Source organism: Longicatena caecimuris, from assembly GCF_018406465.1.
In the GTDB taxonomy this organism is placed as follows: domain Bacteria; phylum Bacillota_I; class Bacilli_A; order Erysipelotrichales; family Erysipelotrichaceae; genus Longicatena; species Longicatena caecimuris.
Window position 1 is genome coordinate 113593 of record NZ_AP024510.1, and the last position, 26481, is coordinate 140073.

The 26481-nt window shown below is 32.0% G+C and carries 26 protein-coding genes; 25 read left to right on the top strand and 1 reads right to left on the bottom strand.

Annotated elements, in window-relative coordinates; all coding sequences use genetic code 11:
* Positions 1–44: 44 nt before the first annotated feature.
* The 17 genes from KJS44_RS00520 (at position 45) to KJS44_RS00605 (ending at position 18579) form a co-directional block, all read left to right on the top strand.
* Complete coding sequence (locus KJS44_RS00520; protein ID WP_008691000.1) at positions 45–851, top strand: LytTR family transcriptional regulator; 807 nt, start codon at positions 45–47, stop codon at positions 849–851.
* A gap of 386 nt (positions 852–1237) precedes the next feature.
* A complete protein-coding gene (gene lysS, locus KJS44_RS00525; protein WP_008691001.1) occupies positions 1238–2719 on the top strand; it encodes a lysine--tRNA ligase in 1482 nt (493 codons plus the stop codon).
* 421 nt (positions 2720–3140) lie between these two features.
* Positions 3141–4214 carry a PDDEXK nuclease domain-containing protein gene (locus KJS44_RS00530; RefSeq protein ID WP_017144524.1) on the top strand — a complete coding sequence of 358 codons (1074 nt, stop codon included), beginning with the start codon at positions 3141–3143 and terminating at the stop codon, positions 4212–4214.
* Positions 4215–4612: 398 nt separating this feature from the next.
* Positions 4613–5380 (top strand): nitroreductase family protein, encoded by a 768-nt coding sequence (locus KJS44_RS00535; protein WP_008691013.1) that lies wholly within the window; start codon positions 4613–4615, stop codon positions 5378–5380.
* 63 nt (positions 5381–5443) lie between these two features.
* Positions 5444–5710: a hypothetical protein gene (locus tag KJS44_RS00540; RefSeq protein WP_008691014.1), complete on the top strand. Its 267-nt coding sequence runs from the start codon at positions 5444–5446 to the stop codon at positions 5708–5710.
* 246 nt (positions 5711–5956) lie between these two features.
* Positions 5957–7102, top strand: a complete 1146-nt coding sequence (locus KJS44_RS00545; protein WP_008691015.1) for an ankyrin repeat domain-containing protein — start codon at positions 5957–5959, stop codon at positions 7100–7102.
* 524 nt (positions 7103–7626) lie between these two features.
* Entirely contained in the window at positions 7627–8034 is a 408-nt protein-coding gene (locus KJS44_RS00555) for a helix-turn-helix transcriptional regulator (protein WP_008691017.1), read from the top strand.
* Between the two features lie 13 nt (positions 8035–8047).
* A complete protein-coding gene (locus KJS44_RS00560; protein WP_008691018.1) occupies positions 8048–8374 on the top strand; it encodes a hypothetical protein in 327 nt (108 codons plus the stop codon).
* Between the two features lie 541 nt (positions 8375–8915).
* Complete coding sequence (locus KJS44_RS00565) at positions 8916–9572, top strand: hypothetical protein (protein WP_008691020.1); 657 nt, start codon at positions 8916–8918, stop codon at positions 9570–9572.
* Positions 9573–9629: 57 nt separating this feature from the next.
* Complete coding sequence (locus tag KJS44_RS00570; protein ID WP_008691022.1) at positions 9630–10376, top strand: N-acetyltransferase; 747 nt, start codon at positions 9630–9632, stop codon at positions 10374–10376.
* Positions 10377–10727: 351 nt separating this feature from the next.
* Positions 10728–11288: a YdeI/OmpD-associated family protein gene (locus KJS44_RS00575; RefSeq protein ID WP_008691024.1), complete on the top strand. Its 561-nt coding sequence runs from the start codon at positions 10728–10730 to the stop codon at positions 11286–11288.
* A gap of 765 nt (positions 11289–12053) precedes the next feature.
* Positions 12054–12566 carry a GNAT family N-acetyltransferase gene (locus KJS44_RS00580; protein WP_008691025.1) on the top strand — a complete coding sequence of 171 codons (513 nt, stop codon included), beginning with the start codon at positions 12054–12056 and terminating at the stop codon, positions 12564–12566.
* A 505-nt stretch (positions 12567–13071) separates the two neighbouring features.
* On the top strand, positions 13072–13911 hold the full coding sequence (locus tag KJS44_RS00585; RefSeq protein WP_008691026.1) for a PRD domain-containing protein: 840 nt from the start codon (positions 13072–13074) through the stop codon (positions 13909–13911).
* Between the two features lie 167 nt (positions 13912–14078).
* Positions 14079–15476 (top strand): PTS transporter subunit EIIC, encoded by a 1398-nt coding sequence (locus KJS44_RS00590; protein ID WP_008691027.1) that lies wholly within the window; start codon positions 14079–14081, stop codon positions 15474–15476.
* A gap of 14 nt (positions 15477–15490) precedes the next feature.
* Positions 15491–16543, top strand: coding sequence for a hypothetical protein (locus tag KJS44_RS00595; protein ID WP_008691028.1), 1053 nt, complete (start codon positions 15491–15493; stop codon positions 16541–16543).
* 11 nt (positions 16544–16554) lie between these two features.
* Entirely contained in the window at positions 16555–18015 is a 1461-nt protein-coding gene (locus KJS44_RS00600) for a glycoside hydrolase family 1 protein (RefSeq protein WP_008691029.1), read from the top strand.
* A gap of 81 nt (positions 18016–18096) precedes the next feature.
* Complete coding sequence (locus KJS44_RS00605; protein ID WP_008691030.1) at positions 18097–18579, top strand: PTS sugar transporter subunit IIA; 483 nt, start codon at positions 18097–18099, stop codon at positions 18577–18579.
* 193 nt (positions 18580–18772) lie between these two features.
* Here the strand turns inward: KJS44_RS00605 and KJS44_RS00610 are convergent, their stop codons facing one another.
* Entirely contained in the window at positions 18773–20509 is a 1737-nt protein-coding gene (locus KJS44_RS00610) for an FUSC family protein (protein ID WP_008691031.1), read from the bottom strand.
* 162 nt (positions 20510–20671) lie between these two features.
* Here KJS44_RS00610 and KJS44_RS00615 point away from each other — a divergent pair, with 162 nt between their 5' ends.
* The 8 genes from KJS44_RS00615 to KJS44_RS00650 all read left to right on the top strand — a co-directional run bounded on the left by KJS44_RS00615 (position 20672) and on the right by KJS44_RS00650 (position 26441).
* Positions 20672–21121: a MarR family winged helix-turn-helix transcriptional regulator gene (locus KJS44_RS00615; RefSeq protein WP_008691032.1), complete on the top strand. Its 450-nt coding sequence runs from the start codon at positions 20672–20674 to the stop codon at positions 21119–21121.
* A 384-nt stretch (positions 21122–21505) separates the two neighbouring features.
* Positions 21506–22012: a helix-turn-helix domain-containing protein gene (locus KJS44_RS00620; RefSeq protein ID WP_008691033.1), complete on the top strand. Its 507-nt coding sequence runs from the start codon at positions 21506–21508 to the stop codon at positions 22010–22012.
* A 628-nt stretch (positions 22013–22640) separates the two neighbouring features.
* Entirely contained in the window at positions 22641–23273 is a 633-nt protein-coding gene (locus KJS44_RS00625) for a hypothetical protein (RefSeq protein ID WP_008691036.1), read from the top strand.
* A gap of 1 nt (position 23274) precedes the next feature.
* Positions 23275–23661, top strand: a complete 387-nt coding sequence (locus tag KJS44_RS00630) for a hypothetical protein (RefSeq protein WP_008691037.1) — start codon at positions 23275–23277, stop codon at positions 23659–23661.
* A gap of 57 nt (positions 23662–23718) precedes the next feature.
* Positions 23719–24393, top strand: a complete 675-nt coding sequence (locus KJS44_RS00635; protein WP_008691039.1) for a hypothetical protein — start codon at positions 23719–23721, stop codon at positions 24391–24393.
* A gap of 137 nt (positions 24394–24530) precedes the next feature.
* Entirely contained in the window at positions 24531–24920 is a 390-nt protein-coding gene (locus KJS44_RS00640) for a hypothetical protein (RefSeq protein WP_008691040.1), read from the top strand.
* A gap of 184 nt (positions 24921–25104) precedes the next feature.
* Entirely contained in the window at positions 25105–25851 is a 747-nt protein-coding gene (locus KJS44_RS00645; protein WP_008691041.1) for a hypothetical protein, read from the top strand.
* Between the two features lie 89 nt (positions 25852–25940).
* Complete coding sequence (locus KJS44_RS00650; protein ID WP_008691042.1) at positions 25941–26441, top strand: hypothetical protein; 501 nt, start codon at positions 25941–25943, stop codon at positions 26439–26441.
* The last annotated feature ends 40 nt before the right edge of the window (positions 26442–26481 follow it).

A 26481-nucleotide genomic window follows, 5' to 3' on the forward strand; every position in this document is an offset into this window, starting at 1 on the left:
GACGTACCTGTTATAATGACATTATAATTTGAAGGAGGATGCGTATGCCAAGAACAATGTATAAAGAAGAAACGATCATTCAAAAAACACAGGAAGTCGTTCGCGGCTTTTATGATAGAGATATCATAAAAACAACGCATCTAATGAGTGATGACTTTATGTATATCGGGCCTAATGATTTTCAATGGTCCAAAGGATCTGATGAATTCAAACGAATAACGGAGAAAGAATTGCATGAACCAGCTGCCATAGTATCCGATGAAGAATATCATCTTTTGTTTCATGAACGCGGTGTTTGGGTTGTTTATGGTCGCTATAAGATCATGGCGGCATTAGAGGATGATAACAGTATCTATGCACATGTTCGTTGCACGTTTATCTGGAAACTGATAAAAGGGGAACTATCACTTGTACACATCCATAGCTCACATGCACAGGATATTCCTTTAAGTCAAGCGGGTTTAATAGAAGAACCATTTACGGAGGATACAGAATTCTTTGCTTATTTAAAACAATTGGCATTGATGAATACCAATCTAAAACGCCTTTCTTTCCGAGATAGAGAAAAACATTATCGTTATTTATTGCCTTCTGAGATTTTATATTTAAAAGCAGCGGGACAATGTACTATAGTGTATACAAAAAATGAAAGCTTTGAAGTTTGGGGATTGTTAGCTGATTTTGAAAAGAAATTACCGGAGGTGTTCCATCGTATTCATAAAAGCTATTTGGTAAATTGTATGCAAATTGACAGTATTCAAAGATATCGGGCGAAATTGAAATATTCTGCCACAGAATTACCAATATCGAAAGAACGGTATATGGAATTGAAACGTTATCTCCAAAGATAGATTATATACATCGTCTATTTAATATCATCCACATTACGTATTGCAAATGCTTTGGATTGGTATTGTTTAGGCGTTTTTCATCGAAAATCATTTGACAAACAAATGCATTCTCTATATAATCATAAACGTAATAGGCGATGAAGAGAGAGTAGGTTATTGAGTAACTGACAGAGAGTCCCGCTAAGCTGGAAAGGGATAGTGATACAATAGCTGAAATAAAGACTTGGAGCCTTCCAACAGGACGTTACATCTGCGTTAAAGATGGACTTAAAGAAAGTCACTAAGGTCAGTTAGGGAAACCGGCTGATAAATTAGGGTGGTACCACGATGTTAACTCTCGTCCCTATGCGGAAGAGAGTTTTTTTAATGGATAAGGAGCGTAAAAAATGGAAAAGTTAACGGAACAGGAAAAAATTCGTCGACAAAAAATGGAAGAACTCAAAGAAATGGGTATTGAGCCATTTGGACAAGCGTATGAAAGAACACACAAAAGTGGACAGATTCGTGCAGAATATGAAGGCTGTACAAAGGAAGAGCTAGAAGAAAAGAATGTGACGGTAAAAGTTGCCGGTCGTATCATGACAAAGCGCAGACAAGGAAAAGCCGGTTTTATGCACATTCAAGATATTGATGGACAAATTCAGATTTATGTACGTAAGGATGTTATTGGCGAAGAAGCTTACGAAGTATTCAAGAAATCAGATTTAGGTGATATTGTTGGTATTGAGGGTAAAGTCATGAAAACCAATCATGGCGAGCTTTCTGTTAAGGCGGAAGTGTATACTCATCTAACAAAAGCATTGCGTCCATTACCTGAAAAGTTCCACGGTCTTCAGGATAAGGAAGAACGATTCAGAAGACGTTATGTTGACTTGATTATGAATGAGGAAAGCAAGCGCATTGCCGTAACACGACCAAGAATCATCCGTGCGATTCAGCGTTACTTAGATGGTAAAGGGTTGATGGAAGTGGAAACACCGGTATTGCAGCCAATTTTAGGTGGAGCAGCCGCAAGACCATTCATTACACATCACAATACTTTAGATATGCCTTTCTATTTGCGTATCGCAACAGAATTACCATTAAAGCGATTGATTGTCGGTGGTTTAGAGGGTGTATATGAAATTGGCCGTTTATTCCGTAATGAAGGAATGGACGCAACACATAATCCAGAATTTACAACAGTGGAGGCTTATGTTGCTTACTCTGATTTGAATGGTATGATGGATTTGATTGAAGGTTTATTTGATTATGTCGCAAATGAGGTATTAGGCACAACCGAGATTACTTATAATGAAAAAGCTATTTCTTTAAAAGCACCTTTCAAACGTTTGCATATGGTAGATGCAATCAAAGAAGCTTGTGGTGTAGATTTCTGGAAAGAAATGAGCTTTGAGGAAGCTTGTGAGATTGCGAAGGAACATGATATTGAAGTAGAAAAGAAGCATAACAGTGTTGGTCACATCATCAACTTATTCTTTGAGAAATATGTTGAAGAAACATTGATTCAGCCTACTTACATCTATGGACATCCAACATCAATTTCTCCATTAGCAAAGAAGAATGCACAGGATCCACGTTTTGCGGATCGTTATGAATTGTTCATTGATGGACATGAATATGCGAATGCTTTCTCTGAGTTGAATGATCCAATTGATCAAAGAGAGCGTTTTGAAAATCAGTTAAAGCTGCGTGATCTTGGGGATGATGAAGCGAATGAAATGGATACGGATTATGTAGAGGCGTTGGAATATGGGTTGCCTCCTACAGGCGGTGTTGGTTTGGGTATTGACCGCTTTGTGATGTTGCTGACTGGGCAGACAACGATCCGTGAGGTGTTGTTGTTCCCACATATGAAGAATAAGTAAGAGTTCGTACAACTACCATACACATAGCATACAACGCTAAAAAGCCGATAACGAAAGGGTTTTTGGCATCATACAGGTAGCATATAAACGCATATAAAAAGCGAAGATTTTTTGCATAAAAACACGATTTTTCCGTGAAAAGTCGTAAAAAAGTCGTGAGAATGGCCAGTTATCATTATGTATAATTGGTCATTTTTATTTGAAATTAAGATTAATTTCTAGTGCTGTGGTATTAAAAATGTCATCGTGCTATAATAAGAAATATAGGTAAATTCGAATTTTTTAGGAATGAAAAGTATGAGTGAATACACATGTGAAAAAGTGTCTTTTAATATAAAACTAAAACACAAGCGTGTTGATATACTCTATTGAGAGATGTATTCGGAGTACGTAAATAACTAAAGAAAGGTTGATGAGAAAAATGGATAATAATTTAATGGATATTAATCAACTTATTAAAGCAGAAAAGACAGAAGATATTGTATCAGATTTAAAAAACATAATTGAATTATCTCAGAAACAGGCATACCAAGCGATCAATACTGCTTTAGTTTATAGAAATTGGTTGATAGGTTATAGAATAGCAGAAGAAGAACTAAAAGGTGAAGATCGTGCTGAATATGGGACAACACTTATTAGAAAATTATCAAAAGAACTTACAAATGAGTATGGTAAAGGATACACAAAAACAAATCTTTATAGTTTTTATTCTTTTTATAAAATGTATCCAAACATTTTCCACTCAGTGAGTGGAAAATCTGTTCCATTACTTAGTTGGACTCATTATCGTACTTTAATACAAGTAAAAGATGAAAAAGCACGTAACTGGTATGAAAAAGAAGCTGCTCAACAAGCTTGGAATGTTAGAACCTTACAACGTAATATTGCATCACAATACTATTACCGTTTACTTAAATCGCAAGTAAAGGATCCAGTAGTTGAAGAGATGAAACAATTAACAACAAAATATCAATATGACAAGTTAGAATTTATTAAGAATCCAGTGATTGCGGAATTTTTATCTTTACCAACTAATACTTCATTTACAGAAACAGAGCTAGAAACAAGTATTATTAGTAACTTGCAAAAATTCTTAATGGAACTAGGAAAAGGATATGCTTTTGTTGCACGGCAACAACATATCCATACGGAAAAACAAGATTATTTTATTGATTTGGTCTTCTATAATTATTATTTAAAATGTTTTGTGTTAGTCGATTTGAAAACAGAAAAAGTAACGCATCAAGATGTAGGGCAAATGGATATGTATGTAAGAATGTATGATGAATTAAAACGAACAGAAAGTGATAATCCAACCATTGGCATTATCTTATGTTTAGAAACAGATGAAGATATTGCACGTTATTCAATATTGAAAGGTAATGAACAATTATTTGCAAGCAAATACAAGTTGTATTTACCATCCGATGAAGAATTAAGAGCAGAAATTGAATCACAGAAAACAATATTTGAATTACAAAATAATGAAAAGTAATAAGTATCTTGCGAGGTTATATTTATGTAGAGATCAATAAATAATACTATTATTCCAGTAACGATTTTCACGTGTAAATAAAGTTATAATTTTACGCACTAATGACTAACTTCTGTTATTTCCTTGTTGCATTACTCATAATTACATACAACTGCATACAGATAAAATATACATGATAGATAGAAGCATATAAAAGACGTAGATTTTCCGTGAAAAGTCGTAAAAAGTCGTGAAAAAGTCGTGAGAATGACCAGTTATCGTAATGATAGTTGGTCATTTTTTTGAAAATGAGTTTGATTTCTTGTGATGTGGTGTAAAAAATGATAATATGCTAAAATAAGATATAGCTATCATCTACACTTATATAGTACGAAATAAGAATTTGTGAGGACAAGGTTATGAACTTAAACAAAGAATTATACAGTATAATTTTTAAAAGGAAATCGTTTCATTTATTTAGAAATATTGGAAATGATTCTATATCTGCAAATGACATTGAGAATATCAAAGAAATATATAAGACACTTATCCCGCTATGTCCCGATATAAAAACAGCAATTAAAATTGTTCCTGCGAATGAAACTACTTGTAAACGTGGTCAACAGTTCTGCATTTTGCTATACAGTGAAAAGAGAGATAATTATTTGCAGAATATTGGGTATTTAGGCGAGCAATTAGATTTATACCTTGTTTCACAAAACATTGGAACACTATGGTTTGGAATTGGAAAGACGAATGAACCGTCATATGATGGTCTTGATTTTATCATAATGATTGCAATATCAAAAGTAGATGATGAAAGAAAATTCCGCAAAGATATGTTCAAGAGCAAACGAAAGTCTATGGATGAAATTTGGTTGGGAGAACCACTTGGGGGAATATCTGATATTGTTAGATTTGCCCCCAGTGCTTGCAATACACAGCCCTGGTTAGTAGAACATACTGATACCCTTTTAAATGTTTATAGGTATAAAAAGCAAGGTAAGCGAGGAATAATGCCTGCTGATAAAGTGTCTTTCTATAATCAAATTGATATTGGAATTTTCTTATACTTTCTTGATTTATGCTTGCAACATAAAGATATAAAGTATGAAGTACAATTATACACAGACAATGGGGCAGATGAAGAAAAAACATTAAACGCGGTTTATAAAATACTTTCATAATTCCCGTTATAAGATGTCATAATAAAGGCAATGAAAGACATATTTGATTTTGAGGAGTTTATGATGACAGAATTATTTGATGTATTTCCATATATAGAAAACGATAAAGTAATTATAAGAAAAATGGACATGAACGATGTTGCAGCATTGCCAGAGATTAGCAATAACGACAATGTTTATAAGTACATATCACCGTTTTTATATAAGGAAAGTAATAAAATGTTAGAGACTGCGATTAAAAATTTAGGTGGAAGAGATTTTGAGAAGAAAAAGCTAATAATTTCTAATGATGGAATATTTAGCAAGCAAAATTGGAATTACAACACTTAACGCATTTGTATAGAAAAATGTAGATAATTTGAATATCCGATAATTTCCAGTTTGTAAAGCGAATCTGAAGTATGACGCGATGTCATGCTTTTTTTGGATTGTCTAGTGTAACTCAAATAAAAAGATATTTCAAGAATAGACTTTTTAAAGGTAATAAGTCTATAATGTAAGAAAGTATGAAAGAAGATACAACAATACCAATAACAAGGCAAATAGGTAAATTAGAAGTTGATGAGGAGGTTTTGTATGGGGTTGTTTGATAGGTTTAAAAAGAAAAATTCAGAAAAAGATGTAGTTAAGAAAAAGCAATCAGCAGAAAAAACAAATAAAATTAAAAGTGGTACAAAAAGAAAAACTTTAGTTAAAGATTTTGATGAAATTTTTGAAAGAGGAAACGAAGAAGAAATAAAAGCAATATTTGAAAAATGCGATATCAATGCATATGGTGGGTACGATAAAACGAATGCCCTTTCTTTTAAACTTTCTGAAAATATAATGAAATGGCTTGTTGAACAAGGGGCAGATATTGATTATAAAGACACTTATCATAATACACCGCTCCACCACCAAGTGATAAATCCAAACGGAAATCCTGAATTTTTAATTCGATTAGGTGCCAATATAGAAGCTGTCAATTCAAGAAATGAAACACCATTATTTTATGCTACACAATACTTTCGTCTCAATCATCTAAAAACCTTAGTTGAAGCAGGAGCGAATATAAATGCTAAAAATGATATGAATCAAACACCATTACTAAAAGCAATGGCTGTTGCAAAAAATGCGAATATCCCTGATTTGGTTATAATGATAAAGTATTTAATAGATAAAGGTGCGAAGTTAAGCGGCGAAGAGCAAAAACAAGTAGAAAGAATCGGAACTGATTTTGAATGGTTTAGAGATCGTATAAATAAAGATTATATCGATGAAATAGAAAGCAGTTTAAAAGAATTATATAAAATTTTTAATGTGATGCCAATTCCCAAAAGAGTCGTATATGATGGAAAATCAAAAATTAAGGTCAAAGCTAAAAAGTGGGAAGATCAGCATGAAGAACTATGGCAACTACTTGTTCCATCATGTGGACATGCTTCAACGTTACAAGGAGAAGTGATTAGAATTTCAGGTAAATTATCACAGGAAATACTTGATAATGGTAAGATGAATTGGGATAAAGAGTATCTACAAATGGTCCAAGCATTATTGGGGTATTTAAGTCAAGGTAATCAATTGACAGAAAGTGAAAATAATGAATTTATAAATATCATCAACAAAATCAAACAAAATCATGCTTGGAATGATGAATTAAGTAGATTAAGCGAATTATGTGTAAAATGGGTGTTATTGAATACAGAACCTATACAATTAGGTAAAGCAGAGTATAAACGCTAAAAATCCAGTTTGTGTTAAGTATTCAACTTTGAATAACGTTTGTTTGTCTTGTATTAAATTAGATGACATAATAAAAAAGCCATGTGTAATATATGAATTAAAGAGTATAAAATGCCTTATCAAGTCGTGAAAATGATAAATCCGAACGCAAAAGAGGATATGGAGTTTTTACAGGAAGTATTAAAAAAGTACGATTTAGATAATGCGGATGAGTAGTCTTTTTCCTCTTTGCAGAAGATACAGTAAACAAAAAGCCCGATCAAGAGTGCAAAGCACCACTTCTGAAGAAGTGGTAGGCACTCGACAGGACTTTTTCTTTTCTATCTTTGATACTCAAGAGGACTATAGGAATATTTTTGAAAATTTATAATTTTGTAATAAGCAATATTTAGTATTAATCCAGTCTTTTGACACTAGATAATGCATGTAAAAAAATTTTGACACAGATATTTTGTGTATTCCAAACATTTTTGATAGACAGCAAAGCATAGAAGTGGGATAGTAACTGCGAAAGGAATGGTGTTATGAAAATAGGTGTAAAGTTAAAAGAAGCAAGGTTGCAAGCAGGTTTGACACAAGAAAATGTTGCTGAGGAAATTCAAGTTACACGTCAAACAATTTCAAATTGGGAAACTGAAAAATCTTTTCCGGATATTGTTAGTGTAATTAAATTAAGCACCTTATACAACATCAGCCTTGATAAACTGTTGAAGGGGGATGAGGAAATGATAGAGCATTTAGAAAAGAGTACCAATATCGTAAAAAGCAATCAAAAATTGATAATAGCGATTATTGCAAATGTGATGATGATAATTGCTTTTATACTATTCAATGGGCTAATAATTAGCAATCAATACTTGATTATGGGCGGTTCTGCTCTTGGTATCATTGGTACTTGCTATTTATTTTATCAGATAATTAGAAAAATCTAAGGAGGAAAGTAAAATGATAGTAGTAGCTTCGATTATGGTTTTTATGGTTTTGCTCGGTGCTTTTACTTTAATGTATCAGATTTTCAGGTTAGTAGTTCTCGATGCAGAAAGCAGAGGAATGAAACACCCTACATTTTGGGGAATATTCTCACTAAGTGGCAATAATGGCGGTGGTGGGCTTATATTATATTTATTGGGAAGAAACAGATTTCCGGCTAATATGACAGAAACTACAAAAGAATCATTCGATTCTCGAAAAAGGAAAGCTGGATTGTCTTTGTGCTTCATAGCAATAGGTACAATCGCCTTGATTTTTATTGCTTTATTTGGAAATCTTTAATTAGCAAACAAAATAAGAAAAATTAAAATCAATTTATTTGGCTCATACAAGTATCATGTCTTGTGCGAGCTTTTTCTTTCTCTCTTTTTCGCATTTCCAAAAGGTATAAATGGTACTCCGTTTATATTCCAAATTTGCGGAAAGAGGGTGAGAGACAGATGAAGATATTGCACGTTATTCAATATTAAGAGATAATGAGCAATTGTTTCAAGTAAATACAAATTGTGTTTACCGCCCGATGAAGAATTAAGAGCAGAAATCAAATCACAGAAAGCAATATAGAGGTTATATTTAGGGAGATATTAATAAATTTCCAGAATACTTTTATGAATTAAGATTGAAACACAATAACTAATAAAGGATTATTTGAAGGGAAGTTCAATCAAAAATGCCCATTGACTATTTTCTCATATGAAGAACAAGTAAAATTGCACCCTTTACAAAGCGTGGATTTTTCAATAGCAGAAAAAAATGACAACGCTTATAACAGCATGATATAATGCAGATAAAGAAAAATTTGAATTTAGAGGGATAATTGATTATGAATAAGGTATGGTCAGAACTGAATAAAATAATGCAAGCGCAAATCAAAAAGAAAGATACCTATGAAGCAGGCATTGCTACACTATTTGATTTGCGAAATCAGTTAATGGAATGCTTAACATCCTTTCATAAGGAATTGAGTAGAAAAGATTTTGACGCAATTCCGTTTATAAACACAGACGGTTATCATAGTAAAACGATTGCATATTCAATTTGGCATATTTTCCGAATTGAAGATATAGTTGCTCATACATTGATAAATGAGAGCGAGCAAGTTTTTTTTGCGGGAAACTATCAAGAACGTATCAATTCACCTATAATTACAACAGGAAATGAACTGGTAAAAGAGCAGATTGCAGATTTTTCAAAACAGCTTAACTTGAAAGAACTTTATTCATATATATCTGAGGTAAAGGATAGCACTGAGAAGATAATCAATAGTTTATCTTATGATGAATTGAAAAAGAAAATATCAGAAGAAAGAAAAAAACAGTTAAAATTATTGAATGTTGTAAGTAAGGATGAAAATGCAAGTTGGCTCATTGATTATTGGTGCGGTAAAGATATTCGTGGGCTAATACAAATGCCATTTTCAAGACATTGGATTATGCACATAGAAGCAAGTTTGCGTATAAAAAATAAGATACATTCATAAGCACAAATCGCCGTTTTTAGAACTAAGAAAATTGGAAATTAGAAATGAGGTGTTTTTATGGAATATCTTAGAGTAACTAATGAGAATATAGACAAAGAGCATATATGCTGTGCTATTTCAAATAACAATGATATTCAGGTATCATCAAAAAAGGCTTGGTTACAAGAACGATTTGATGAAGGCCTAATTTTTCTAAAGAGTGTAGCACGAGGAAAGTGTTTTGTTGAGTATATTCCTGCTGAAAACGCTTGGAACCCAATTGTTGCAGATGATTTTATGTATATTAACTGTCTTTGGGTAGCTGGATCATTCAAGGGGCACGGATACTCAACAGACTTATTAAATGCGTGTATTGAAGATAGTAAAATCAAAGGAAAAAAAGGGGTATGTATTCTATCTTCCAAAAAGAAAAAACTCTTTTTAGCTGATCCTAAATTTTTAAAATACAAAGGTTTTACCGTTTGTGATGAAGCAGATAATGGTATTCAATTATGGTGTTTATCATTTGACAGCAATGCTTCTTTACCTAAATTCAAAGAGTGTGCGAAACACCCTCACATTGATGAAATGGGATATGTTTTATATTATACCTGTCAATGTCCATTTAACGCAAAATATGTCCCTATTGTAGAAGAAGTCGCAAAAGAAAAGGGCGTACAGTTTAAAGCTATTCATTTGCAAAGCAAAGAACAAGCACAAAGTGCACCTACGCCGATTACAACGTATGCTCTGTTCTATAATGGGAAATATTTAACTAATGAACAGATGAATGATAAGAGATTTTTAAAGTTGTTGGCAAAATAAATTCCGTTTATCTTATTAGTGAACCCTTAAAAAGGGTGATATAATGGCAGATTTTAAGTATCAGGGTTAATCTATTTATGATGAAGAATACGGGCAGGGAGAACCACTTATTTTCTTACATGGCAATACGGCTTTCTCTAAAATGTCTGGACTTCTTTTGCCGTTGTACATAGATAAATTCAGAATAGGATAGTTGATATTAGCTGTCCTGTTTTACGTTTAAAATGATGGATTTTATAAATATTTGGTAAAAATAGTGCTAATTTCTGGTGATGTGGTATTAAAAATATCATCGTGTTATAATGAGGCATATAGGTAAATTTGAATTCTTGAAAATGAGGAGAATATGTGATGAAAGACGTATTAGAATTTGCTAATAGAGATGAATTTAGAAAATGGTTATCTTATAATTGCTTATCAAACGAGGGCGTTTGGATTTTATTTAGAAAATCAGGAGAACCAAAAACAATAAAGGCAAATGAAGCACTTGAAGAAGCATTATGTTTTGGGTGGATTGATGGACAAATGCAAAGACTTGATGATAAAACTTATAAAAAATATTTTTCAATGCGTAGGCAAAAAAGTAAGTGGTCGGAAAAAAATAAAGCATTAGCAGAAAGCCTTGAAGAAAGAGGTCTTATGACTGAATATGGCAGAAATAAAATGGAAGAAGCTAAAAATAATGGACAATGGAATGCACCAAAAGCTCTTGAAATAACAGAAAAACATATATTAGAAGTATTGAATGTTCTAAAAGAATATGAACTTGCTTATAAAAATTTTCAATCAATGTCTCCATCAGTTAAGAAAACTTATACGAAAGCCTATTTTGATGCTAAGACGGATAAAGGTAGAAAAAAGAGAATTGATTGGATGGTAGATAGACTTAATAAAAATTTGAAACCAATGTAGCAAATTGAAAATACCAGTTTGTTTGTAACTTCGGTAAACTACCATTATTTTCTCATTGATTTTTTATAATCGCATACAACTGCATACAGGTAAAATTTACCCACAAGATAGACGTAAATAAAAGATAGACTTTCTGTAAAAATTGTGAAAGTGGCGAGTTATGGTAATACAAAATTGGTCATTTTTCTATCTGAAATTAAAGTTTAATTTCTAGTGATGTGGTATTAAAAATTCCAGAATGTTATTAAAAAATATCAATTTTGAATGTGCTTGAGTCCCAGTTGGAATTGCACAGCCCACATAATTTCAAATTTTATAATCAGACATCGGCTTGTCCGATTTTTATATTAAAATTTTTAAACCTGGAATAAATCTTTCCTATTGTATAAGAGGTAATAGTAAATAAAATTATTAGAGAAAGATAATTATAATATTATATGAGAAATTTTTTACAATAAAGTAACCTACTGTTACTAAGGAACCGGTAATAGTTGCTGGAACAAAGAAGATATTTCTGAAGTATTTGATAAATCATTAATAAAGTTTTGAACGCTAGGATATGCTGATATCTCGATAAACCATATATCTACAGTAGTTTTTATAATCATTTCTCTAGGTGTAAACAACAAAAAAGCATATCCTCATGAGAATATAAATAACTATAATATCTAATAGGTGTATTAAGTTTATAAATTGGCTACCTTATGGTATTACAAATGCTAGTATGCTAGAATGAGGTATATAGATTTTTACGGAGATGATAAAATGGAGTTTAGATTAGCCGTTCTACAAGACTTAGCAGAGATAAAAGATATGTATAAGCAAATCATTGAAAATATGAATAAACAGGATATACAAATTTGGGACGATATTTATCCTTGTGAATTCTTTGAGGAAGATATAAAAAATAAACAGCTTTATGTTTTACTTAATAAGAATGGTATGATCGTATCGGCTTTTGTTTTGCATGATGCAATCTCAAAAGAAAATACAATAACTTGGAGTGATCATTACGCAAAGGCTCTATATGTGGATCGATTAGGTGTAAATGTCAAGTGTTTAAAAAAAGGAATAGCTAGTTTAATGCTTAATAAAGCAAAGGAAATGGCCAAAACATTAGGAGCTGAATATCTTAGACTTTTTGTGGTAGATATAAACAAACCGGCTATCCAACTTTATATAAAAAACGGGTTTATAAAAGCAGATGGTGTTTATGATGAAATATTCGATGATGGTTTTGTGTTACATGAATATGGGTATGAAATAAAGATTATATAAGAATTATTAATCTGGTTTCCATAGAAAATAATAAAATCTTAGGTTGCCAAATGGTAAAAGATACAATAATAGAAAAATGAGTATGGCAGATAAAACACTTAATACAGAGGAAATAACAAATTTAATCAAGCTATCATTATATGATTTTTTTGATGAAAAGTATGAAAGGGAATACCTGTGAAAAAAGGTGGTGAAGCATAGATGTATGAGTATAATGACTGTTATAAAAGTATTATATAGATATACATAAGCCGTATGAAAGATCATGCTAATCACTGAATAATTTACAATAATTAGAAATTAAAACAAAAAATACCAATATAATAGCTAAAAAATAATAAGCGCTTACAGAAAAATTAAATTAGCTATTGCATTATAAAAATTTTTATGGTAATTTATAAATGTAATGATGGTGATGTGATTATTAAGTTAAGCAAGACCTGTTTACAACATATATTTTGTTGTATCCGTCTTGCTTTTTTTGTACGCAAAAGGAGGTTATATCATGCAAATCTATAAAGTGATCAACAACAATATGGTGTCAATACGTACTTCTGAAAATCAAGAAATTATGTTAAAAGGTTTATCTATCGGTTATAAAAAAAGACCCGGTGATGAAGTAGATGAAACCAAAATAGAAAAACGATTTGTCTTAGAAGACATCTCTTTGATCAGAAGATTCAACCAAATGTTTACAGAGATTGATAAACAATTGATAGATGCCTGCATTGATGTAACTTCGATGATTAAAGAAAAGTCCAAAACAGAATTAAGTGATGCGTTATATGTAACATTATTGGACCATGTCAATAATTTAGTGGATCGCCTGCAACAAAATATATCATTTGATAATTCTATTTTATGGGATTTACCGAGAGTATATCCCGATGAATATAAAATAGCAGTCCATGCAGTGAAGTTGTTGAATGAAAAAATGCCATATAAAATAGATGAAGATGAAGCCAATTTTATTACATTGCATATCGTAAATGCAGAGAAATCAAATGATATGCATAAGACATATCAAATGACTGGTTATATTGAAGATATTTGTGACATAGTGGCAAGTGATTTCAACATAGCATTTGGTAATACAAATGATTATCATTATAACCGCTTTGTGATGCACCTACGATTTTTAATCGAAAACATACAATTGCATGTTGTATTGGATGTACAAAATGAAAATGGCATTTTAAATACGTTAACGGATAAATATCCACAAGTTTGGCAAGTTGTTCAAAAAATCAGCAATTATATTGATGCTTGTATGAATTATAAATTGAATGATGAAGAAAAATTATATTTAATGATTCATCTCGTACAGATATTTACGAAAAAATGAATGGTTAAATATAAAAATGAAGGAAAGGAGAGGATAAAAAGAAATTCTATATAGTTACGGCCGGCTTATAGAATATTTAAAAAATAAGATAAGAGAAAAGGATATAGATGAATGATTTTAGGAAAGGAGAAAATATTAGAAAATGTTCTAATTAAAATAAAATTTATATGGATAAAAATAAAACACTAGCACAAGATGTGCTTCAAAAGATAGGCGGTAAAGAAAACATTATTTCTGTATTTCATTGCGCTACCCGTCTAAGATTTGAATTGCAAGATCAAACAAAAGTAAATGAAGAAGAATTAAAAAAAGTAAATGGTGTTCTTGGTATTAAAAAAGCCGGAACCAGCTTTCAGGTCATCATTGGACCAAATGTGTCATTGGTTTATGATGAATTATGCAATATGGCAGAATTGGATAAAAAGGATGAAATTAAAGAAAATTTGGATGATGTGAAAGAAAAACGTAAATTTTCTTTTAAGTGGTTATTTGATGTCGTAATTACCTATATCATGAACTCTGTCGCTCCTATCATCCCTATATTGATTGGTGCATCTATTTGGAAAACGGTAGTAACCTTACTAGGACCTGATATGTTCAATGTAATATCAAATAAATCTGATTTCTTTATTACCTGTAACTTCTTTTTTGAAGCATTATTCTATTTCTTCCCACTGTATATTGGTTATACAGCGGCAAAGCAGTTAAAGGTAAATCCTATGTGGGGTATCTTCTTAGGGGCAATGATTATTACACCGAGTTTTATGGCTCTTGTCGGTGTGAGAGAGTCTATTAGTTTCTTTGGTATCAATGTTCCTGTATCCAATTATTCACAACAGTTTTTACCGGTACTGATTGGTGTATGGATCTTTAAATATGTAAATAAGTTCCTTACAAAATATACACCGACCATGATAGCTTCATTAATCGTACCAATACTAAATGTCATGATCATGGCTATTGTGATGTTTGTATTCTGTGCACCGTTGGGTTCTTATTTGAGTCAGTTGTTGAGTGATTTCTTTATGTATTGTGCAAACGCAGCAGCACCAATTCGAATCATTGCTTTAACGATCTATACGGCATTAAATCCGTTTATGATTTTATTTGGTTTACATGTAACTACCTATGTTGCGGCTGTTACAGCTGCTGCTCCAATTGGTTTTGAAGCATTTGTTTTACCGGCTGGAGTAATTACTTCCTTTATTATTTATGGTATGGCATTGGGCGCAGCGTTTAAATTCAAAAAGAATAAAGATATTCCGATGGGATATTTTGTATCTGGCTTTGTAGCGGGTATTACCGAACCATCGCTCTATGGAGTTTGTTTAAAATCTAAAACATCCATCCTGGTATTGGTTATATGCAACGCTATCGGAGGATTACTGCTAGCTGTATTTAATATTAAATGTGCATTGATGGCATCTGTTAACATTTTATCCGTAGTACCGTATTTCAGTGTTGGATCAACATTTAATGTTGTGGCAGGAACCATTATTGCATTGGGTTGCTGTTTGATGGCGGCTTTAGGTGTAAACTTTTTTGCAAAATTTGATGAACAATAAATGAGGTGTAGAAAATGACAAAAGTAGAATTTATAAATCACAAGGATCAGCCTTTATATGCAACTATAAAAGATGTAAACAACAAAGACTTAGCAACTAAAAGACCGGAAGTATTCGATAACGATTATGATGGGCATTCTATCTTATCTTTGGCGGATATTATCGCTATGGTATTTCCAAATGGAGATGTTACTCAAAAACCAATGCTTTATATTCGCCATACGGATATGATTAAAAATCAATATCGCTTTGGCGATATCGTAGAATTAGGTGATACATACCTTGATGTACAAAAAGGGGTATATCATGAAGAAGAAATTGCGCAAGCAGGAACAAAAATAAGTGAATATCACGAATTTGAGGATGGCATGTATGGCTTTGAATCAAAAGAACCATTCTCACAGTTAAAGTTTAATGAAGATTATTTTACCGCAAAGGAAGGAAATGTATTTTCCATAAAAGGAGAAGGATGGCCTAAGACGATTTTTGAACATCAATCTATGTACAATCATGTCGCAACGATTATACGTCCTGCTACGGTTAGTGGAGTATATGAAGGTAAACCAATCTTTGGATTAGGTGAACATGATCGCCTATTTATTCCGACAGAAATCAATGGCTTTGATGGCATAACGAACAACTTCGGCTATGTTTATATGAATATGATGGGAATTCGTGAAGATGGACGCAGAGAACAGGCGCTGATAAGTCTTGAATTTTCAGGAAAGATTTTTGCTTACTATTATATTGATGGAGAAGAGCCGATTTTAACCGATCATGTCACAATGGAAGCAGAATGGGAGCATTTACCATATGTTAATGATGGTACATGTGTATTTAAAGATGCAATCTTTAGATTCTGTGGAAAAGAATTTCATTTCGAAGGGAAATGGGGATGCAAAGGATTTACACCAAAACCACGTGTGGAAAAGCATGGGCAGTCACAAATTTTTGGTACATGGTATGAAGGAAAAATACCATACCGTCATCGTGTATATTTAACCTTTGGTGAAAATATGGAGGCTTATGATGTTAAGCTAAAAGAATTAGGCTTTGATGTGAAGTAAAGGAGACTTATATGAAAAAGAGTGTATTTAGAGAAGATTTTTATTGGGGAGGGGCTACGGCATCAAACCAATGTGAAGGTGCGTGGAAACAGGATGGTAAAGGAGAATCCTGTGCCGATCATTTTACGGTCGGTAAAGTTGATTCCCCACGAAGATTTACAAAAGAAATAGAAGAAGGATCGATTTATCCATCTCATTTTGCAGTTAATCATTATAATCAATATGAAGAAGATATAAAACTCTTTGCAGAGATGGGATTTAAGATGTATCGTTTGTCTATCAATTGGACACGTATTTTTCCAAATGGAGATGATCAAAAGCCTAATCAAAAAGGTTTAGATCATTACCGCTCAGTTTTAGAACTATGTAGAAAGTATGGTATTGAACCGTTAGTTACAATGTCACATTATGAATTTCCTTATCATTTAACAAAGAAGTGGAATGGATGGGAAGATCGAAGAACGATTGATTGCTTTGTTACATATACCAAAACGATTATGGAGGAATATAAAGATTTGGTAACCTATTGGTTAACCTTTAATGAAATCAACACACCTTTGATGGGTGGCGGTGTTACCATGTCACTAGGTATGATGCCAAAAGAAGAAAAACTATTCTTTGGCAAAGGAGATAAAATCACACCTAATGATGCAAATCTTATTGTAAATGGCATGCATCATCAATTTATCGCTTCTGCAAAAACGGTAATTGAAGGGCGCAAGATAAACCCGAATTTTAAATTTGGTTGTATGATTGCCAGCAATGTCGTTTATCCATACACTTGCAAACCGGAAGATGTCATGAAGGCGTGGGAAGTACAACAAAGAACCAACTATTATTGTGGTGATGTCATGGTTAGAGGGGAATATGCACCTTTTACTAAGTCTTACTTAAAAGATTTACAGGCAACTATTCATACATTGCCTGAGGATGATGCTATCCTTAAAGAAGGTGTGGTAGATTATTATGCATTCTCTTATTATATGTCCGGTTGCGGTACTGCGGATAAAGAAATTTTAGAGAAAAACAAAAGTATTTTCTCAACTGCCAAAAATCCATATTTAAAGGCTTCCGAATGGGGCTGGCAAATTGATCCGGAAGGACTTCGCTATTACCTAAATGAAACATATAATCGTTATAAAGTGCCTTTGATGGTAGTGGAAAATGGTTTAGGCGCTAATGACAAGCTTGAAAACGATACCGTTCATGATAGCTATCGTATTGATTACTTAAGACAGCATATTCAGGCAATGGCAAAAGCGGTGGAAGATGGTGTAGATATTCTTGCCTATACAATGTGGGGATGCATTGATATTGTTTCTGCATCTACTGGAGAAATGAAAAAACGTTATGGTTTTATTTATGTCGATATGGATGATCGTGGTAAAGGTACTTTGAAAAGATATAAAAAGGATAGTTTTTATTGGTTCAAAAAAGTTATCCAAAGCAATGGAGAAGATTTAAGCGATTAAAAAATAACTTTAAATTTAAATGAATTCTTAATATAATTACTTATGTCAAGATATATAAGATATGAAAAGTGAGGAATCAATATGTTTTTCAGAAAGAAAAGGGAAGAAAAAGAGAGTAAAGAAATCGTTTCACCATTGAACGGTAAATTGTTTCCAATCGAAACGGTGCAAGATGATGTTTTTGCACAGCAGATGATGGGGCAAACAATCGCTTTAGAACCATTAAAAGGAAAAGATACACTGTTATCTCCAGCTGATGGTGTTTTAGAAGTGATGTATCCAACAGGACATGCATATGCCGTGAAGATGAAAAATGGTATGGGATTATTGATACATATCGGTATTGATACGGTTGAATTAAATGGTGAAGGATTCACAGTATTAGCGAAACAAGGGGAGAAAATAAAAATGGGTCAACCAATTGTTGATGTTGATTTCGACACTTTGAAGGCAAAAGGTTTTGATGTAAGTGTTATGCTGATTGTTACACAGAACCCAGGTGGTGAACCCATTGCGTTTAAACAAAACATGACTGTGAATGCTATGGAAAGTTTAGTACTGTAAATTATAAAATGATGAAGAGTGTGTAATCTTATCCATTAGGTGGTTACATACTCTTTTTCTATTTCATCATTGAAAAAACGCTATCTTTGCTATATCCTGCATAGGATTAAATTTGATTCGAGAAAAACAGATTCGTGTTGCCAATACACTTCTTCCTATATGATAGCGATAATATTTGGCTTCTTTTAAAGCATCACACTAAAAATTCCGGTCTAAAGATAGCTGCATCTTTACGATTGGCTATATGTGTACGATGCGCCTGATATACCTTTATACGGCATCGCTGCATATATTCAGGGAAACTTTCCCAGTTTTCTAAAGCTGCATTTTTTGATAGTTTTTCTTCTAGCATATGTGCCTGGATGATACAGCTATAATATAGCTGGGCATCAGGTTCTTTTTCTTTTGAAATGCTAATTAACAGATTAGTGACATCTTCATATCGACGCCAAAGTGCTTTGGTTGCCTGTAAACGAGTGTAAGGGAAGATAATACAAATAGCAATATAGGCAAGTATTGCACCGGCAAGTATATAACCTAATCGAATTATAAACATATCGAAGTTTGCCTCAAAACCAAAGGCGGACATAAATACAGCACCGCCAAGTGCACCGATTGTAGAACAGGTGAAGGTTGCGGCATAGTCATGAAAATAGAAAGAAGCGTAACCGGATAACATCATCGCAGCCATGCGGCTGATTGGTGAAGCAAACAAACTGTATATGAGAACGGAGGCAAGACCGCCTAGCAAGGTTGCCAAGATACGCTTCTTCATTTTGACAGGTACATCATCAGCATAAGGAAGAGAAACAGAAGCCAGTGTAAATAGAAGCCATTTCCCATGTGGTAATGAAAACCATAGTACAAACAGCGTTGCCAAAGATAATACAAGAGCAATACGCAAAGCATAAACAAAACGCACAGAACTAAAATTGCAGGCAGTGATTAGCCTGTTTTTTAAGGAAAGCGAGGATCTTTGCCAATGCTTTTGACTGCCTGGATCACTCATATGCAATAAGCGATCACGAATATATAATAGAATGTGATAAAACAGGTGATTCTTTTTGTCATCATCAAAATCACAAACATCCAGCTTTGGTAGTTCAGTGATACTTCCTTGAATATAGGAATCAAACAAAGAAAGCTGTTTATCAATCTGTTGTAAGAAAAGTCGCTCATGATCATGTAAAGGTGTATCTAGTTCCTGTATCAATACATTCAAATGCTCTAAGCCACGGCCTGCATCAATCAAAGAAAAACTTGCATCCGATACGCAAAGTACCTTTTTACGGCGATCATAAATAATCTTACTTAAAGCATGGAGCTTATGATGCATATGATTCAAGTTGTCATTGGGCATATCATCTGATAAAGTGAGCTGTATTTGTTCCTTGATATGATGGATCATATCGCAAAGAATATCTTGCGCATTGTTTTTTATTTTTTTCCTTCCCATGATCCATTGATAGGCGATGATGGAAAACGCGCCGGCGACCATGGCTAAGATTCTGCGTGGTAATAATGTTGGAGGAACCGGCGATATAAAAATTAAAAATAAATAGGATAAAATATAAGGGAAATATAGTTGATTGGCATATTCATAGGTAAATGCGTATAGGATAATAAATAGCGTGATGAGATTGATGAGTAAGGATATTATCGGTGGTAATATGTTTACAAGACAGGCAGCGATACTCATCCAAATGAGCACAAACGTCTGAATAAAGAAATGGCGCAATATGGTGCCGGTAAGATCTCTTACCATAGAAGCCGACATCAAAATCGTAAAGATAACTGCCACAATATTGTTTTCTGCACCAAACAACATAGGAAATATATTCACATAGGCAATGATAAACAGGAAGCTGAGAGTACTGAATCGAATCTTCTTTTTCCAGTCATCGCTTAGTTGAAAATGTAATTTTTTCATGTTTCTTCCTTTCCAGCATATTCACAAAGCTACTTGTTTCTTATGCTTAACTAAGATATAATGAAATTATATTGAATAGTAATAAAAGTATTACTATATGTAAGAATATCACGATGATAAATGTTTGTCAATGAAGTAAAAATCATGAAATGAGGTAAGCATATGGAAGATAATAAGCAGTTAGATGCCTGTGTTGATGAAATCTATACACTGATGCCTAAATGGCATACCAAAATAGAGCGACCATTTAAGGATATGTTACAAAAGATGAGTTTGGAAACGTATGTTTGTTTGCTTACCTTACAGGAAAAGCAGATGATGACGATGAGTGAGCTCGCTAGAGAATTGCATATGCCCAAACAAAATGTCACGAAATTGATCGTAAAATTAGCACAGTATGATTATGTGAAACGGATATTTAATGAGCATGATAAACGTTCGGTATATATATCTTTAAGTGATAAAGCGTTAGAGCATTTAAAAACATTTCGCAAGCAGAATACATATATCAATGAGATGTTGGAAAAACAGTTAGAAAAAGAAGATATCATGCGTCTACAAACTGCTTTACATACGATAGATGAGATATTTGCGAAGATGGAGAATAAGTAGGATGGTGAGCAAGTACCATGCATATAGCATACAGCGCTAAACAGCAATTAAATATAGGATTTTGAGCATTATATCGGTAGTATAAAACGCATATAAAAAGCAAATATCCTATGAATAGTTGTAAAAAAAGTTGTGAGAATGGCCAGTTATTGTAACATATACATGGTCATTTTTTATTTTGACTTAGCTTGCTTTTTGTTGATATGGTATTAATAATACCAGTATGTTACTATAAGACATATAGATTAATTAGCAATTATAAGAGGAGATAAGCAAGGGCAAGCATAGTGTATTGAGTAATATGTATGACATTTCTCACTTTGTGTCGTGTTTATTACGCTACGTATATGATACTCTTTTTGCAGAAAGGAGAAAAAGGTTTTTATGAACCAACAAAAAATAGGAGAATTTCTAAAGGAACTCCGAAAGCAAAAAGGACTTACACAAGAACAATTCGCAGAAATAGTAAATGTGTCAAACAGAACAGTATCTCGTTGGGAAAATGGTAATAATTTACCAGATTTGGATATTCTGATTGAAATATCTGATTATTATGAAATTGACCTTCGAGAACTGCTTAATGGAGAAAAGAAAGGTGAGAAAATGTATAAGGAAGTAGAAGAAACAGTATTAAAAGCAGTAGCGTATACAAATAATAAAACGGAGCGTTATACAAGGGGTATTCGCTGGTTGTTGTTAGCAGGAGTAGTGTTTTGGTTTACAGCTCAATTAATACAACATACAGAACTTGCCCAGATTACAATTATTAGCAATTTTTCTGAGTTTGCCAAGGGTGCAGCATGTGGTCTATTAATTTGTGTGATTATTGTAACTAGCAGATACGGGAAAAGACTTCGCGACTTTAAAAAACGTTTATTGAAAAGACAGTGAAAGTTTCGCATTTGATAAGCTAACTTTTAGCAAATGTCATATCCTATTGTATAGGTACAAACATGTAAAATATCCATTTTGGTGTTATAAAACATAGAAAAAAATTAGAATATGATGATTTTGGAAAAACTAATGACATGAAAGAGGGATTTGGTTATAATGGAGAAGAACCGGATGTACTTAGCTCAGTATATTTAAGAGCAAACTTTTACATTCAGAACTTGATTAAATCAAACAAATTGATAGAGTTTGAGGTATAAAAGAGAGAGAGTTAGAATAAATACTTATATACTAGTAATAATTCATATTGATTAATTAATAAAACAGGACAATCAATGGAAGTCTTTAGTATAACTTTCCGGATACAAGTCTTTGAAGTTAGTGCTGCTGTGGTTTACTGCACGATCATGGTCTCTAACGTCACGAGAAGCCGGAAGCATGTGCTGTTGTCGTTGATGTAGCAGCAGGTAGTATTTATTTACGAATATAGAGATTCTTTGTAAGAATTATATAATAATGAAAAAAATGAAATGGTAGCGAATACTTGGTTCACAATGTAATTGTAATAATTTTTGACGGAACCACTTCACAAGTAGGAATATAAATTGTGTATGAGAAAGGAGACAATATGAATGTCTTTTTAGTAGAACATGATCATGCAGGGGATAAAAAAAATATAGGGCTATTTAGTAATTTTTCAAAAGTTCAATATGCAATAGATAAATTGAGTAATGTTGAAGGATTTGAGGATTATACAGAAGGCTTTAATACTATAAAATTAAAGGTCGATTATTATTATGATTTCAATGAAATAATAAAGCGTGAATCATTTGGGAGTGATAAATCTTTTGAAGAAGATAGACTTATTAATAAATGCAAAGACTTAATATTACTGCAACATTGTTATGATTTGGATAAAGATGAAAATACAATGATTTTAGGAGTATTTACAACTGAGAGTGAGGTAGCCAAAGCAATAGAGCATTATCAGAATACTTACCTATATTTTTCACTAACAAAAGATTGCTTTTATCCTCAAAAAATATCATTAGATAAAATTAATTGGTGTGAAGGATTTTATACTGAATACAATAGTTTAACAAATCGACATTTATTACCTAAATGGTTTGTATCCTATGATATTGATGAAGATAAAATTTTTGAATTATGTAAAAGCAAATATAAAGTAGATTATGTTAATACCAATCTTGGTAGTGAATTTTATTTTATAAATAAATTCATAAAAGAGAGAGGTGATTGATATGAAAGTTTATTTACTAAGGTATAATGTATTTTCTGTAGATGACTATTTTACTTTACTTATCGGTGCCTTTGATTCCAAAGACAGATTAAATGAAGTGATAGAAAATTATGATAAGAATAACTGGTTTGATCGTGAGGATGCAATACAAGAAGAATATGAGTTAGAAGATGAAAATTCAATTGAAGGGGTCTATATTATTTATTTTAAACCTAAAAAAGAATCGATTATAAGAGTAATTGAGGTTTTAGGAGATGAAAATGAAATTTCAAATAAACTATCTTGTCTTAAAAAAGATATTTCACTTAATTTAGTTGATGCAGAAATTTTTACGGGGTATTATCCAATCAATATATCTTTTTGGGATGGCGGCTTTTACCTTCTATAGAGATTCACAAGTCAAATGGATAAGTATCAAATATAGGTATAAATAATGGAGGGAACTATGACATTCAATAAAATTTTAGATACTGAATTAGATTACATGAGCTTCAATATGGATAAGAATATAATGATTGAATTCACTGATGGTCATTATTATACCTATTTGAAATTGCATGATTTTATGGATATTGAAGTATTTGATGAAAAATTCTTTGATGCAAATAAGTATGGTTTAAAACCAAATCCCAATATTTATGGTATCTATGAAATGAAAACTGAAATACCAAAAATAACATTATTAATTGTTAGCATTAATGATATTCTTATAGTTAAGACTAATAACTATGAAATTATTCATAAAGATGAAAGAAAAGAATTTGATATTAATAGCCGTTATATTAAATCTATAAAAACAAATATATCAAATTTTGAAATTAGTAAGATTAGATTATGCAATAGTGTGAAACTAGATGTAGCATTTGAAGTTTGTTTGAATATACAAAATCAGAAATTTTCGTATATGTCAAAAAATTATGTTGAAGCATTCAAAATCGTTAAACATTCAGGAAAAATTGAAAATAATAGTTTTTTAAATAATCTTGATAAGGTATTTCCAGTAAAAGATTCTATAAATAAAGGATATCATCATATGGAATTACATGATCATCGTATATCTTTGGAACTATTGTTTACTGGAGTGAATTTTGATGTGCAATTGTTTGAAGAGGATTGTTGAACTCATATTCATTAACTTAAATATAACCGTTATAATAAAGCGCATTACTTATAGTAGCGGTACTAGAAATTTGTAGTAGTTAAAAAAACATAAAGGGCAAGCCAAGTCGTGGGTAAGTCCTAGGAGGTGAAAATAAGATGATGATGGAAAAAGTGGAAACACAAAAAGATATTGATCGCTTAATGCAAGAATTGAACTATTTTCATGATTATGTTGTATTGCATATTGAATATACAAGTGGAACAGCAATTTTATCTGATGGTATGTATCCTCTTGCTAGTGAAAGAAATATAATAGTAAAGTTAGGCACTTACGTAAATGGAATTGGAAAATTGATAGAGTTGCATTTTAAAAAAGTAAGTAGAATGGATTTAATTCCTATAGATGAAAGATATGATAGTTTAATCGTAAGAGCTAGTCTAAATTTAAACGATGGTAATATCGTTTTTTCAGATAGTGATAATACTGAAAATAGTCAGACCTTAATGATTATATCTAAAGAACTTGAAATACATTTTTGTTCATAAATTAGATCTTGAAAGTAGCACACAAGTTAAACAGTATGGGAAAGCTTATGTGCTTTTTATAAATTATATAGTACATATGGTTTATAGTCTTCAAGTATTACATACTTATCAATACTCGTGGTACCGAATTATACGGAAGGGTTTGCAAAATGCTCTAAATAAATGATGAATAAGGAGTGATATGATGGTTCAAAGAGGTGTTTCATATTATGAAATATGGAAAATTGTTGAAAAGTATTTTCCTCTTTATGTTGAAAATAATGTTATGGAAGGATATGATGATAGAACGATTTTATCTAGAACAAATCCATATGAATTTATGAATCTAAATCATTTTCTTAGACCTATCATATATGATTTAGAGAGAAAAGGAACATACCGTTATGAAGATCTTGAGTTAAAAATGATATCAATGATGCAGGAACTTAAAAACTTTAGAAATTGGAGAACAGAATCCATTATCAAATATTTTCATAATAGTTTGCTAACAAGAACTAGGGTAGAAATAGAGTTTATCCAAAAATATGTAAAGAATATGCATATAATGTATTCTGAAAATGTTTTCCAAATGAATGATTACCAAATATATAGGTATATAGATACTCCACCAATTGATTATTGTGATCTTAATATGTTTTTTCTTGATTATTTTCCTGAATTATTATCTGAGTATCATCAATTAGTGTTAAAATATCATGGTGATGATACAGATTCGTGTTATGTTTATTCAAAACTTATGCTCTATCTTTTATCAAAAAATATAAATGATAGACTGGTACAGTCAAAGATTTTAAAATTTTTTCATAAGGTGATTGAATTGCCAGATATGGATGAGGGTATTTCACCTAGAGGAGTTATAATGGGAAATGGAACTGGCGTTATTTCTCAGCTTGAAATGCATAATTTTAACTTTGACATTAGGATGCTATAGAAAGCTTTGTTCAATATTTAACCTGGATCAGATTATCTTAAATCATTGAGATTATAAAGTAGTAGTGGTAAGAATGGGAAGTGGTCTTTATGGAACATTTGAAGCAAAGCATAAACAACCAATTACTTGAAGATGATTGGAGATTGCAAGGACAAGAATCATATCTGAACGGTAAAACATTGTATTGGCGTAATTATTCAGAAAAAAGTCAATTAAATGATCATGACCATTGTGATTTTTGTACCGATGAGATAAGTGATTTACCGGATACGTGGCATGCAGGTTATAGTCTGCTTGATGAACCGCATGCGACGATATGTCAAAAATGTTATGAAGATTTCAAAAAAATTTTTCATTGGAAAGCAATGTCAAGAGATCATTTTATTCATGTAATTAAGCCTAAAATTATACAAAGGATGAAAGTAAACGATCTATTTAATCATTACTTAGAATGTGGTATGCAGCCTTTGATAACAATGAAATGGAATGGTGATTTACTTATTGAATTTGGAGTCGGGGAGAAAGCAATCGTTCTTGATACAGGGCTGAATATAAAGAAGTTTGGTGATGTTATCGATGAAGAAAATTAATTTATAGAAACTATCACTATTTAATATAGGGTGTGGTTTT